The sequence below is a fragment of the Flavobacterium sp. ZE23DGlu08 genome (assembly GCF_030505335.1).
Lineage (GTDB): Bacteria > Bacteroidota > Bacteroidia > Flavobacteriales > Flavobacteriaceae > Flavobacterium > Flavobacterium algoritolerans.
Genome location: NZ_CP130045.1, coordinates 1,682,533 through 1,696,044, shown reverse-complemented (window position 1 = coordinate 1,696,044; position 13,512 = coordinate 1,682,533). Strand labels below are relative to the sequence as shown.

Below are 13,512 nucleotides of genomic sequence, written 5' to 3'. Positions count from 1 at the left end.
CCAATAAAAAAATGACACTGTCTAAATAAGATAGTGTCATTTTTTTGTTAGTTATTCTCTGGAGAAACAGGTTGTCTTTTATTTATCAAACAGTAAGGTTGCTAATGTTTCATCTCTTTTATACACATCTTCGTAGAAATGAATTACGCCATCCGCATCTACCCAAGCGGTAAAATAACCTATATAGACCGGGATTTTGTTTTTAAGCGTGTACCAATATTCCTCTCCGCTGTTCATGGCGGTTTCTATCTTTTCAGGATTCCATTTTTTATCATTTTTCATAATCATAGCGGCAAGTTCTTTGGGCTTGGCTACACGAATGCATCCGTGGCTAAAAGCGCGGTCTTCTTTCCCAAATAAACTTTTGGATGGCGTATCATGCAAATAAATCGCATTCGAATTTGGGAATAAAAATTTCACTAATCCCAATGAATTTTCAGGTCCGGGTCTTTGTCTTACATTGCTGTCTTTCCATTCCATGTTGTGCTCGGCGAGGTAATTTGGATTTTTCTCAATGGCAGGAAGAATCTCTTTCTTTAAAATACTGGTCGGCACATTCCAATACGGTCTGAACACGATATATTTCATTGGCGCACTAAAAATTACGGTTTTATGCATGGCTTTTCCCACCACAACTTTGGAGCGTAATTCGGGTTTTCCATCTCTGAAAAAGGTTAATTCATAGGCTGGAATATTGACTACAATTAATTCTTTGGATTTGGTGATGTCGTTCGAAATCCATCGGCAACGTTCCATATTGACCATGATGGTTTTGATGCGTTCTGCAACGGACACATTCATGTATTTGATATGTTCCGGCAGAATCGTTTTGTTGAGGAGATTGCCACTTCTCTTTTTGAATTTTAAAATTCCTTTGGCTAGTTCAGCATCATATACGGCGCTTTTGGAATCTCGGGAAAGATCATCCGTGATAAACAGGCGCGTTCTGATTTGTGCAATGGCTGCGGCACTGTCTCCGGGTTTATAGGATTTGACCGTTGTGTCAATAGCGATGGCTTTCCATCCGCCCTTTTTTTCTATTTTGCGGTATTCCTGCAAGACATCTTTAAGCAGGTAATACTGTTTCAATACACCTTTTTCTTCTTTGTTGATTAAAGAAGGATTGATTAACAATGAATCTAAATAATTGACATACGATTGTCTTTTTCGAGGCAAAAACCATCCTAAATCCTTTGATTTTTGAGTGCTGATTCCATCGTATACTTTTTTCGTGTAAAAAAAGTACAGTGCGGAGCTCAATAACTCGGTATCAATACTTGCTTTTTGATTGTCCTCCGGATTATCATAAATGTCATCTAGCTTTTCCTTGTACGGAATCTCAGTTTCAATTCCTTCCTGACTCAAATTATTGACTTTGTTGTATAGCAAACCTGCAAATTCATTGAGTCCGTCTTTGTCAAACCAGATGTAATGAAATTGATGTTTGCGGTATAATTTTTCTACATCAGCTTGGTAATTTTTCAGTTTTGGATATTTTTCAAAAAAAGTAGTAAGCTGTGTGCTGTCAAAAGCAATTTCAACGGTATTTAAACTGGTTTGATTCTTAGAGGAATCGGGATTATTTTTCTTTTTACAGGAAACAATAGTCAACAGTATTGTAAAAGCAATAATCAGTATTGGGGAACATAACTTTCTCATAGGTTGAATTTTAACGGGTAAAAGAATTCTTTTAAGGCATTACAAAAATACGTCAAATCCCGTATCGTACTACCAGTGCTGAACGGGCTGTGTTTTTTAAGGTTAAAACAGTATCTTTACTTTTAGAGTAAAATTTAATCTTTTACGGGATTTAAATAGCTGTAAATTAGCTGTTTAATTTTTTTATTTTATTTTTAAACCAAATTTTTTTATCCAATAAATTTCTGAAAATCCAAAAATTATGAAAAAAATAATGTTGTTCTCTTTAAGTATTTTGCTGTTTTCCTCCTTTATTTCTGCAGATCAAGACAATACTAAAGAAAAAGCAAACATCAATTCCACACTTGATGCTTGGCATAAAGCCGCATCAGAAGCTAATTATAATGCTTATTTTAGTTTGATGACGGAGGATGCTATTTTCATTGGTACCGATGCGACCGAGAATTGGAATAAAAAGGATTTTCAGGCGTATGCAAAACCACATTTTGATAAAGGGAAAGCGTGGAGTTTTACTGCTTTGGAACGCCACATTTATTTTGATAAAACGGGTAAAACTGCTTGGTTTGATGAATTGTTGAATACCCAAATGAAGATTTGCCGTGGCTCGGGTGTTTTGGTAAAAATAGGCAAGGAGTGGAAAATAAAACACTACGTTTTGTCTATGACGATTCCAAATGACAACTCGAGTGAAGTCATAAAAGTTAAAGCTTCTATCGAAGATGCCATGATAAAAACATTAAAATCGAAACAATAAATCCGTTTAGCATTTTTGGTAGGATTGCTTTTTTTGCATAAAAAAACCTCTGCTTTTTAGCAGAGGTTTTTTATTATGAATACATCGTATGATTACCAGATTTTGACTCTTTTCTCTGGAGCCAGATACAAGGAATCGGTAGGTTGTATGTTGAAAGCGGTATAAAACTCAGGAATATTACGCACTACACCATTAACTCTGAATTTTGCCGGTGAATGTGGATCAGTAGCGATTTGATTTCGCAAAGCTTCGTCACGAGTATTATCTAACCAACATTGTCCCCAGCTTAATAACACACGTTGTTCACCGGTGAAACCTTCTAAAACAGGCGATTCTTTTCCTTCCAGACTCATTTTGTAGGCTTTTATAGCAATGGATAATCCGCCTAAATCGCCTATGTTTTCCCCTTGGGTAAATTCCCCATTCACATTAAGGTCAGGAAATACTTTAAAAGCATTGTATTGCGCAACTAATGCACCTGTTTTTTGTTTGAAAGCCGTTAAATCTTCAGGTGTCCACCAATTACGCAACACTCCGTCACCATCAAAGGTACTTCCTTGGTCATCAAAACCATGACCAATTTCATGCCCAATTACTGCGCCAATTCCGCCATAGTTTGCAGCACCTTCCACTTTTACATCAAAGAACGGTGGCTGTAGTATGGCTGCAGGAAATACGATTTCATTAAGTGGAGGATTGTAGTAAGCGTTTACGGTTTGTGGAGTCATTCCCCATTCGGTTCTGTCAACAGGTTTTCCTAATTTATTAATTTGCCTGTTGTATTCAAAAGCGGTGGCTTTTTGTTGGTTGCCGTACAAGTCGCCTTTTACGACTTTCAAGGTAGAATAATCTCTCCATTTGTCAGGATAACCAATTTTTGGAGTGAATTTAGAGAGTTTGTCTAAGGCTTGTTTTTTAGTTTCCGGACTCATCCAATCCAGATTTTTTATGCTTTCCCCGTAAGCTTTAAGAAGGTTTTTAACCAAAAGTGTTACTTGTTCTTTGGCTTCAGGAGAGAAGTGTTTTTTTACATAAACCTTTCCAACGATTTCACCAAGGCTATTGTTTACTCTGTCAACACCTCTTCTCCATAATGGTTGTTTTACTTGTATCCCGTTAAGGGTTTTGCCATAGAAGTCAAAATTTTCATTGTCTAAAGCGGTGTTCAACGATGTTGCCGACCCATGAATGGCATTCCATTTCAGGTAGGCTTTCCAAGTGGTTAAAGGTGTTGTTTTTATGATTGTGTTGAGCGATTTGATGTAATCAACTTGTGCAACGACGATGTTTTGTTGGTTCAGGATTCCGGCGTTCTGTAACATGCTGGCCCAATTAAAATCAGGCATAAGTTGGTTCAAATCTTTAATAGCATATTTGTTGTACAGTTTTACAATGTCACGGGTTTGTTCTTTTTTCATGTGTTGGGCAGCCAAAACAGTTTCTAATGCCATGATTTTTTTAGATAAATCAGGTGCATTGGCTATTCCACCAAGTTGTAACATCTTCTCGATATGGGTTACATATTTTTTTTGAATTTCTTTAGATTTGGCATCTTCAAGGGAGTAATATTCTCTATCTGGTAATCCTAAACCACCTTGCCAAGAAATAAGCATGTACTTAGTTGGATCTTTTAAATCTTCCATTACCGAAACGGAAAAAGGAATGTTGCTTCCGGATTTATTGGCATATCCAAAATAAGCAGCCAGATCAGTATAGTTGTTTATTGCATCAATTTTTTTGTATTCCGGAAGTAAGGGTGTAATTCCTTTTTGATCCCTAGTTTTAGTATCCATGAAGGCTTCATAAAAGTCCCCAATTTTTTGTTCATCGGAACCGGCTGCAAAATCACCTTTGGAAGAAGCTTCGATAATGGCTTTTACGTCTTCTTGTGATTTTTCATAAACCATATAGCCAGCACCATAAGAGGCTTTGTCATCTGGTATTTTAGTGTTTTTTTTCCAGGTTCCGTTGACATAGGCATCAAAATTATCACCTGGTTTAGTAGATGTGTCCATGTTTTCCTTGTTAATCCCGGAAAGGAGCAGATCTGATTTTTCAGAAGTGTTAAAAGCACCTAGCAACAAAATGGAAGATACCAACACGAGTTGTGTTTTAATTGGGTATGGTTTTAGTTTCATAAGTTGGATTTTAGAATATAAATGTAATTAAAAAAAGAAACGTTTTTATAATAAATTGATTATTAAATACTTAAAACTAAATTATTTTCAATCAAGAGACTTTAACCATTGGTTTTACTGATTTGTATCGTTTTTTAGATGAAATAGATAAATGTTAAAGCGCTACTACATTGGCACTTTATAGAAGTAAAAGTGAATTGTGATGTCTATTTCATTGGAAGTAAAATAGGATGATAAAAGGAGGCAGTCCAAACAATAAGTTTATTTAGAATCATCGGAGAAAAGGAGTTCCGCTAGACGTTCGTCTCTTATATAAATGTCGTTGTAAAAATTAATTTCTCCCAAATCGTTTACCCAAGCGGTGAAATAACCAATGTGAATTGGAATTTTCTTTTTCAGGATGTAAGGCGTTTCTTTTTCGCCTTTCATGGCCTCATTGATGCGTTCGATTGGCCAATCCGGATCGTCTTTTAAAATCAACAACGCTAGTTCTTTGGCTTTTTCAATGTTAATGCAGCCGTGACTGTAGGCTCGGTATTCGTATTGAAATAAATCTTTAGACGGTGTATCGTGTAAATAAATATCATCCGAGTTTGGAAAGACAAACTTAACGAGTCCCAAAGAGTTTCTAGGGCCGGGTTTTTGTCTGGGATTCCCATTGTTCCATTCGATATTATGGGCAGTCATATAGTCTTCGTTCAAAGTCATTAAATCCTTTAATTCATTTTCGACGATGCTTTTAGGAATGTTCCAATAAGGGCTAAATACTATTTTGGTTATGTTGCTGCTGAGAACAACTGTTTCAGTCATGTTTTTCCCTACAAGTATTTTTGATTCTAATATATTTACGCCATCTTTTTTGTAAAAGAGTTTATAGGATGGGATGTTTATAATGATGTGTTCGTCTGCTATTGTGAGCTTTGGGTCAATCCACCGGCAGCGTTCCATATTTGCTATAATGGTTTTAATGTATTTCTCGATGGGGATATTCATGCGTTGAATGTGCTTGGATGCAATGAGATAATCTGTTTTGTAGCCATTTCGCTTTTTATAATTCAAGATGCCCGCCATTAATTCGGCATCGTACACATTGCTTTTAGAGTCCAGTTTTAAATCACCCATAACGGCAAGTCGCTGTCTGATTTGTCCAATGGTTTTTGAGCTGTCTTTTGGTTTGAATACTCTTTCCAATGAATCTATTGCTATGGGATTCCATTCCCCATTTTTCTCTATTTGACGGTATCTTTTTAATACTTCGCGCAGTTTGTAATATTGTCCAAACAGTTGTTGTTCATTCTTGCTTAATAATTTGGGATCAACTAATAAAGAGTCTAAAAGATTTTCATAGGACAGATTCTTTCTGGGTAAAAACCATCCCATTTCATCTGTTTTTTCAATATTAATTCCTTTGTATACTTTTTTAGCATAAAAAACATACATGGAAGACAGCATGAGTTCTGTTTCAATTTGGGGTAAATCATCTGAATTAGTATCATTAAAAACAGCATCAATTTTTTCTTTGTATGCAATTTGGGATTTTAAACCTTCTTCCTCCAGTTGATTTACTTTGGAGTATAACAAATTGGCAAACTCAATGAGCCCTTTTTTATCAAACCAAATAGAAGTGTAATTTCGTTTTTTGTACAAAGCATTAACGTCCGACTGGTGTTTTTTTAAATTGGGATATTTTTTGAAAAAACGGACAACAGCAGTGCTGTCAATGGATTTGTCATCAGTAGATTCCTGAAAGACATACAAGGCAAAAGCAATCATCTTAGCCGTCAGATTTTCATTTCTGTTATGGTAAACAGTGACAAGCGAAAAGCCAAATAATATAACTGCTATGGATAAAACATATTTTCTCATGGCATAATTATTTATATAAAGGTAAAGAAATATATTCTTGGTGTAAAGTGAATTAACAATGTGTTTGCTTTCAAATCGCTTATTTATAGCGTATTATATTAATTTTCTGATTTTATTTGTTTCAGGAAAATTGAGGAAATGATGAAAAAACAATTGTGTTTATGGAAGACTTTCTTATAAATACGATGCAACCGAAAAAATAATTTTATAATTGCGAAGGTTTTCGGAATGATTTTCTTTATTTTTTCTCTGACAAACCATTCGGTCTTATATATTTCCTTAATTTTGCCGAAATATTCTGAAAAAGTGGGAAGCAAAAATAAATTAAAAAGGTTCAAGGAAAACGAAACATTCAATAACGTTTTTCAACCAACGAGAGAAGAGGTAGTAGGAGATTTGTTTCCGCTTAAAGGCAAATGGAATTCGGAATTCTTTAAAAATGATAATCCATTAGTGCTGGAATTAGGCTGTGGAAAAGGAGAATATTCAGTAGGTCTTGCCGAAAGATATCCAAATAAAAATTTCGTAGGAATCGATATCAAAGGAGCACGTTTCTGGCGTGGTGCCAAAACTGCTGTTGAAACCGGATTGCATAATGTGGCTTTCATCAGAACTCAAATTGAATTAATCAACCACATTTTTGCCGAAAATGAAGTGGACGAAATCTGGATTACTTTTCCGGATCCACAAATCAAATACAAACGCACAAAACACAGAATGACCAATTCGGAGTTTTTGCAATTGTATAAAAAAATCCTTAAAAAAGAAGGTGTCGTAAACTTAAAAACCGACAGCGAGTTCATGCACGGATACACTCTTGGGTTATTGCACGGTGAAGGACATGAAGTTTTATATGCCAATCATAATGTGTATGTAAATGAGGGAAGTCCGGAAGAAGTGACTGCATTTCAAACTTTTTATGAAAAACAATATTTGGAAATTAACAAAGCAATTACGTATATTCGATTTAAAATTAAAGAATAATTTTGCTTTTTTGATCCTCGTATCTTGCCTATGAATTTAATTACTTCCTTGTTTTTGGGTTTTGTTACTGCTTTTGTAGGGATTACACCTCCTGGATTAATCAATATGACAGCCGCCAAAGTGAATCTGAGAGAAGGAAAGATAAGCGCGTATTGGTTTGTTTTAGGAGCGGTAATTGTAATTTTTTTCCAAGCGACACTGGCCATATTATTTGCCAGGTACATTGAAGGCAGACCGGATGTGATTGTTTTACTGCGAGAAGTGGGATTTGTTATCTTTTCAGTGTTAACCATTTATTTCTTGTTGATTGCCAAAAAGCCAAAAGCAAAGAAAGGGAAAATCAAAAAGAAGAGCACTTCTACTCGTTTTTTTCTTGGAATGCTACTCTCTGCACTTAATTTTTTCCCCATTCCATATTATGTTTTTGTAAGTATCACTTTAGCTTCTTATAATTTGTTTGTGTTTGATATTTCACATGTTTTTATTTTTGTAACGGGTGTGGTATTGGGTTCTTTTCTAGTTTTTTATTTATATATCACTTTCTTCCAGAAAATAGAAGATAAAACGAATTATATGATGAAAAACATGAATACCATCATAGGAAGTATAACAGGATTGATAGCTTTAATTACCTTGATTAATATTATTCGATATTATTTGAGGTAGTTTTAAACAGCATAAAAATACCGTTTTATCTGATTTTATAAATATGTCAAACGACAACTTTTTTGAACGTGTGTACGCCATCGCCAGACAAATTCCTTACGGAAAAGTCACTTCTTATGGTGCTATTGCAAAAGCTTTAGGAACCGCTCGTTCTGCTCGAATGGTGGGCTGGGCAATGAATGCTTCGCATAATCTTGAAGATGTTCCGGCGCATCGCGTGGTCAATCGAAAAGGATTGCTCACGGGTAAACTTCATTTTGACGGAACCAATTTGATGCAGCAATTATTGGAAAATGAAGGTATAGAAGTTGTTGATAACCAAATTGTGGATTTTGAAAAACATTTCTGGCAACCGGAAGTTAGGATTGAGTAATCGGTAAGAGTTGAATACATCAGCTTTGTTGTGGTCCAAAAGCGATATTTTCTCGAATAATCGCCCTCAATTTCTTCATCAATAAATGCAATACAAATTCTTTATAATAAGAACTTTTCATAGTATCTTTGTAATCTGAAATCAGTTTAAATAAAGATAATATTCTGGCGCTAAAATGCCAATAGAAAACAGTAAACTAAAAATGAAATTAGATAGAAAAGACATTCTTAAAGCTTTAGAAACGATTACTATAGCTGGAGAAGGGAAAAATATGGTTGAAAGTGGTGCAATAGCAAATGTGATTACTTTTGGTGATGAGGTTGTAGTGGATTTAGTATTACACACGCCGGCGATGCACATTAAAAAACGTGCAGAAGACGATATCAAAAAAACAATTCTTGAATTAGTATCTCCGGATGCAAAAATCAAAATCAATAGTAAAGTTGAGGTTCCGGACAAACCAGAAATCAAAGGAAAATCAATTCCAGGAATAAAAAATATTATCGGAGTTGCTTCTGGTAAAGGTGGAGTAGGAAAATCTACAGTTACTGCAAATCTAGCGGTATCATTAGCAAAAATGGGTTTTTCGGTTGGAATTCTGGATGCCGATATTTACGGACCATCCATGCCAATCATGTTTGACGTAGAAAATGAAAAACCAATCTCTGTAACAGTTGATGGGAAATCAAAAATGAAACCGGTTGAAAGTTATGAAGTAAAAATTCTTTCAATTGGATTTTTTACGGCACCAAGTCAAGCGGTAATTTGGAGAGGACCAATGGCTTCTAAAGCATTGAACCAAATGATTTTTGATGCAGACTGGGGAGAATTGGATTTCATGTTAGTCGATTTGCCACCAGGAACGGGTGATATTCATCTTTCAATCGTACAATCATTGCCAATTACGGGTGTAGTAATAGTAAGTACTCCACAAGCAGTTGCTTTGGCCGATGCTAAAAAAGGAGTTTCTATGTTCATGTCTGAAGCAATAAATGTTCCTGTTTTAGGAATTATTGAAAACATGGCGTACTTCACACCGGAAGAATTACCTGAAAATAAATACTATATCTTTGGAAAAGAAGGTGCCAGAAATCTTTCAGAAGACTTAGGCGTACCATTCCTCGGCGAAGTGCCAATTGTACAATCTATTCGTGAAGCAGGAGATTACGGTCGTCCGGCAGCGATGCAAACAGGTTCAGTAATCGAAACTGTTTTCGAAGAAATCACTAGAAACGTAGTACAGGAAGTAGTAAGTAGAAACGAAAGTTTACCTGCGACTGAGGCTGTTAAAATTACAACTATGGCCGGTTGTTCCGCAGTAAAAAAATAGAAATTAGAATGGTTGAAATGATTTTTAATCTTTCAATTTTCTAATCTTTCAATCTTTAAATAAAGAAAATGACAACAGAAGAATTATTAGTAGAAGTTCAAAAAGCACTCGAAGAAATCAGACCCTTTTTGAATTCTGACGGCGGTGATATCACACTGATTTCTATCGAAGACGACAAACACGTAAAAGTACGTCTCGAAGGAGCATGCACCAGTTGCAGTGTAAACCAAATGACACTAAGAGCCGGCGTGGAAACCACCATCAAAAAGTTTGCACCACAAATAGAAACTGTTGTAAATATTCTATAATGTTTTTGGGCGTGACCCTTTTAAGAAAAAAGGCTACTCGATATAATGGGTAGTTGCCTCTTTTCTTAAAAGCGTCGGGCTATCCGCGCTACTTCGGTAGCTGGCTATTATCCCTCACGCACAAACAATTCCCATTCCAAAAGTATACAATTGATTAACAAACCAATTCCAAATTTAAAAAATGGATGTATTAATAAAAATTAAAGATAGAGAAGGAGTAGTGCATGAATTACAGGCTCCTACGGATATGGCCATGAACATCATGGAATTATGTAAAGCTTATGAGCTTCCTGTAGAAGGAACTTGTGGCGGAATGGCCATGTGTGCTTCTTGTCAATGTTATGTTCTTAATGATGTGCCTTTACCGGAAATGGGCGATGATGAAGAAGCGATGCTTTCAGAAGCATTTTACGTAAAATCAAACAGTCGTTTGGGCTGTCAAATACCAATCACCGAAAGCCTCGAAGGATTAGAACTGGAGCTGGCTCCGGAAAATTAAAAAAAATGCATCTCGTTTCTAAAACAAGATGCATTTTTTAGTTTTGCAAAATAGTAGTCGCTTTTGGTAAAATTCGTTCTACAAATAAAGAATACGCTAATTCCGAAGGATGTAATCCGTCTTGAGCTACTAGATTTTTATTGGTCAAACCTTGTCTGGTGATGTCAGTTATATTTATAAATAGTATCGTATTGTCATCGCAGTATTTTTTTGCAAAAGTATTATACTGATCTATTGCTGTAGAAATTGTTGTTTGATTTCCTGATGCTTGACTAAAAGGAGTATAAGCATAATCTGGAATAGAAACTACAATTACATTCGTTTTATCCCCTTTTGCAAGAGCAATAGCCTTGTTTACTAATTCAGGAAATTCTTTTTCATATAACGAAAAAGGCTTGTTTTGATATTGATTGTTTACACCTATAAGCAGTGTGACTAAATCATAATTAGAAGTTGGATTCTGAGTATTTATAGCCGAAATTAAGTTGGTGGTAGTCCAACCGGTTTGTGCAATAATTTTTAAAGAATAGGTATTGTTCGAATTTAAATTGCCTAAGCTTTTTGATAATTGTGCGGGGAATCTGCACGTTTCACAAACACTCTGTCCAATGGTGTAACTGTCTCCAATAGCTAAATAATTATAGGATTTGGCCTGTGTTTGTGGAGCTGTAATTACTGGTGTGGGAGTTGTTTCGGGAATTGGACTTTCAGTGCTGCAACTCACGATAAAAAGCAGTGAAAAGAACGCAACTATTACTTGGAATTGTTTTTTCATTATTTTGAAATTTGATATAATTCATTTCTAAATAATAGTTACGTTTATTTGAAAGTATTGGTTTTATGCCAATTCAACATTCATCATAATTGTTTCTTCGATAGCATCCCAAAGTCCGATGCGTTTCTCTAAGGCTAAAATGGAAATTTCTTCTACATCAGACCATTTTTGAGCATCCGTTCCACAAAGTTCTGTTATCATTTTCATTGCCATTGGACCGTGATCATCAGCATCTAACTCGATATGTCTTTCGAAATAATAAATGAGTTTGCTCAAATCAGTTTGCGGAAAATTTTCTTGAAAATTTTTCAAAATAGCGGTAAACATACTTGGGATTAAATCTTCTCTTCCAAAGGTAAAAGCAGCCGCAATTTCATGAGATTTCCCTTCGTCAATAACTCTGAAAGTAAAGTCTAAAAAGGCTTTAATGTTAGGATGTAAATTGCTTTTTTTGATGGCAACAAATATGTTTTTAAGCGAATTTACTTCGGATAAAAAATGTTCGATTCCAGAAGTATTTGCTCCACAGGCTTCCATCGCTTCAATATACATTTCATAATGACTTTGGCGACGACCGTCAATTGTCAAATCTGATTCTTCGGCAAGGACTATTTCGTTTATCAAATATCTGGTTTCAGGATTTTCAGTGGCGAACCAAGGAGTTGTTGTACACGTTAATTTAGATTGTAATGCTTTTAATAAAGACATGAAATCCCAAACTGCATACACGTGATTTTCTAGAAAACATTGTAAGTCCTCAATTGTTTTTACTTTTTTATATAAAGAATGTTGTAACAATAGTTCTTTTTGGGGCTGAATGCTATTGTTGATTGTTTCAATATTCATAAGTGGTATTTTTATGTAAATATAAAAAAGCTTCTCGTTTCCAAGAAGCTTTTTCTATCAATTTTATAAATACTTTAATAGTTGTTTATTACTATTTAAAAGCCGGAATTCCAGTGATATCCATTCCGGTAATTAACAAATGAATGTCATGGGTTCCTTCATAAGTAATCACAGATTCAAGATTCATCATGTGTCGCATGATAGAATACTCTCCTGTAATTCCCATTCCGCCTAGCATTTGTCTTGCTTCACGAGCAATATGGATTGCCATATCCACATTATTTCTTTTTGCCATTGAGATTTGAGCTGTTGTTGCTCTTCCTTCATTTCTTAAAACACCTAATCTCCAAGTCAATAATTGTGCTTTGGTGATTTCAGTAATCATTTCGGCTAATTTCTTTTGTTGTAATTGAGTTCCTGCAATAGGTTTGTCAAACTGGATTCTTTCTTTTGCGTAACGTAGTGCCGTATCGTAACAGTCCATAGCAGCACCAATAGCGCCCCAGGCAATTCCGTAACGCGCTGAATCAAGACAGCCAAGTGGCGCTCCTAATCCAGATTTATTTGGCAATAAATTTTCTTTTGGTACTTTGACATTATCAAAAATTAACTCTCCGGTTGATGAAGCACGAAGAGACCATTTGTTGTGTGTTTCTGGAGTAGAAAAACCTTCCATTCCACGTTCTACGATTAAACCGTGAATCCTTCCTTCTTCATTTTTTGCCCAAACAATTGCAATATCAGCAAATGGTGCATTTGAAATCCACATTTTGGCACCATTCAATAGATAATGATCGCCCATGTCTTTAAAGTTGGTAATCATGCTTCCTGGATCTGAACCGTAATTAGGTTCCGTTAATCCAAAACATCCCATGTATTCACCCGTTGCTAACTTAGGCAAGTATTTTTGGCGTTGTTCTTCATTCCCATATTTCCAAATTGGATACATTACTAAAGAAGATTGTACAGATGAAGTGGAACGAACACCAGAATCACCGCGTTCAATTTCTTGCATAATTAAACCGTATGAAATCTGGTCTAAACCTGCACCACCATATTCTTCCGGAATGTAAGGTCCAAAACCACCAATTTCACCTAAACCTTTAATGATTTGTTTTGGAAATTCTGCTTTTTGAGCATATTCTTCTATAATAGGAGATACTTCACGTTTTATCCATGCACGAGCTGAATCACGTACTAATTTGTGTTCTTCTGTTAGTAAATCGTCTAAGTTATAGTAATCTGGAGCTTGAAATAAGTCTGGTCTCATGGTTAGGTAATTTTTATGTGATGCAAATTTACATAAAGAAATAT

13 protein-coding genes are annotated in these 13,512 nt (G+C 35.4%); 7 read left to right on the top strand and 6 right to left on the bottom strand.

Annotation, left to right across the window (positions count from 1 at the left end; genetic code table 11):
• Positions 1–78 precede the first annotated feature (78 nt).
• Positions 79–1,659: a murein L,D-transpeptidase gene (locus Q1W72_RS07455; protein ID WP_282717620.1), complete on the bottom strand. Its 1,581-nt coding sequence runs from the start codon at positions 1,657–1,659 to the stop codon at positions 79–81.
• 241 nt (positions 1,660–1,900) lie between these two features.
• On the opposite strand from Q1W72_RS07455, the gene Q1W72_RS07450 reads away from it, so the two are divergent.
• Positions 1,901–2,413 (top strand): nuclear transport factor 2 family protein, encoded by a 513-nt coding sequence (locus tag Q1W72_RS07450; protein WP_302137784.1) that lies wholly within the window; start codon positions 1,901–1,903, stop codon positions 2,411–2,413.
• Positions 2,414–2,505: 92 nt separating this feature from the next.
• On the opposite strand, the gene Q1W72_RS07445 is transcribed toward Q1W72_RS07450, so the two are convergent.
• Positions 2,506–4,551: a M13 family metallopeptidase gene (locus tag Q1W72_RS07445; RefSeq protein ID WP_302137783.1), complete on the bottom strand. Its 2,046-nt coding sequence runs from the start codon at positions 4,549–4,551 to the stop codon at positions 2,506–2,508.
• Between the two features lie 261 nt (positions 4,552–4,812).
• On the bottom strand, positions 4,813–6,417 hold the full coding sequence (locus tag Q1W72_RS07440; protein ID WP_302137782.1) for a murein L,D-transpeptidase: 1,605 nt from the start codon (positions 6,415–6,417) through the stop codon (positions 4,813–4,815).
• Between the two features lie 306 nt (positions 6,418–6,723).
• Here Q1W72_RS07440 and trmB point away from each other — a divergent pair, with 306 nt between their 5' ends.
• The 6 genes from trmB (at position 6,724) to Q1W72_RS07410 (ending at position 10,577) form a co-directional block, all read left to right on the top strand.
• Complete coding sequence (gene trmB, locus Q1W72_RS07435; protein WP_099716209.1) at positions 6,724–7,401, top strand: tRNA (guanosine(46)-N7)-methyltransferase TrmB; 678 nt, start codon at positions 6,724–6,726, stop codon at positions 7,399–7,401.
• Between the two features lie 30 nt (positions 7,402–7,431).
• A complete protein-coding gene (locus Q1W72_RS07430; RefSeq protein WP_099713732.1) occupies positions 7,432–8,067 on the top strand; it encodes a LysE family transporter in 636 nt (211 codons plus the stop codon).
• A 43-nt stretch (positions 8,068–8,110) separates the two neighbouring features.
• On the top strand, positions 8,111–8,440 hold the full coding sequence (locus Q1W72_RS07425) for an MGMT family protein (protein WP_199074752.1): 330 nt from the start codon (positions 8,111–8,113) through the stop codon (positions 8,438–8,440).
• A 202-nt stretch (positions 8,441–8,642) separates the two neighbouring features.
• Positions 8,643–9,770, top strand: a complete 1,128-nt coding sequence (locus Q1W72_RS07420; protein WP_282743094.1) for an Mrp/NBP35 family ATP-binding protein — start codon at positions 8,643–8,645, stop codon at positions 9,768–9,770.
• A gap of 68 nt (positions 9,771–9,838) precedes the next feature.
• On the top strand, positions 9,839–10,078 hold the full coding sequence (locus tag Q1W72_RS07415) for a NifU family protein (RefSeq protein WP_091172742.1): 240 nt from the start codon (positions 9,839–9,841) through the stop codon (positions 10,076–10,078).
• Positions 10,079–10,259: 181 nt separating this feature from the next.
• A complete protein-coding gene (locus Q1W72_RS07410; RefSeq protein ID WP_073205174.1) occupies positions 10,260–10,577 on the top strand; it encodes a 2Fe-2S iron-sulfur cluster-binding protein in 318 nt (105 codons plus the stop codon).
• A gap of 37 nt (positions 10,578–10,614) precedes the next feature.
• Here the strand turns inward: Q1W72_RS07410 and Q1W72_RS07405 are convergent, their stop codons facing one another.
• From Q1W72_RS07405 to Q1W72_RS07395, 3 genes are all read right to left on the bottom strand, one after another.
• Positions 10,615–11,352 carry an SGNH/GDSL hydrolase family protein gene (locus Q1W72_RS07405; protein WP_099713730.1) on the bottom strand — a complete coding sequence of 246 codons (738 nt, stop codon included), beginning with the start codon at positions 11,350–11,352 and terminating at the stop codon, positions 10,615–10,617.
• A gap of 63 nt (positions 11,353–11,415) precedes the next feature.
• Entirely contained in the window at positions 11,416–12,198 is a 783-nt protein-coding gene (locus Q1W72_RS07400) for a DUF3050 domain-containing protein (RefSeq protein WP_099713729.1), read from the bottom strand.
• Positions 12,199–12,289: 91 nt separating this feature from the next.
• On the bottom strand, positions 12,290–13,468 hold the full coding sequence (locus Q1W72_RS07395; protein WP_302137781.1) for an acyl-CoA dehydrogenase family protein: 1,179 nt from the start codon (positions 13,466–13,468) through the stop codon (positions 12,290–12,292).
• Positions 13,469–13,512: the final 44 nt, after the last annotated feature.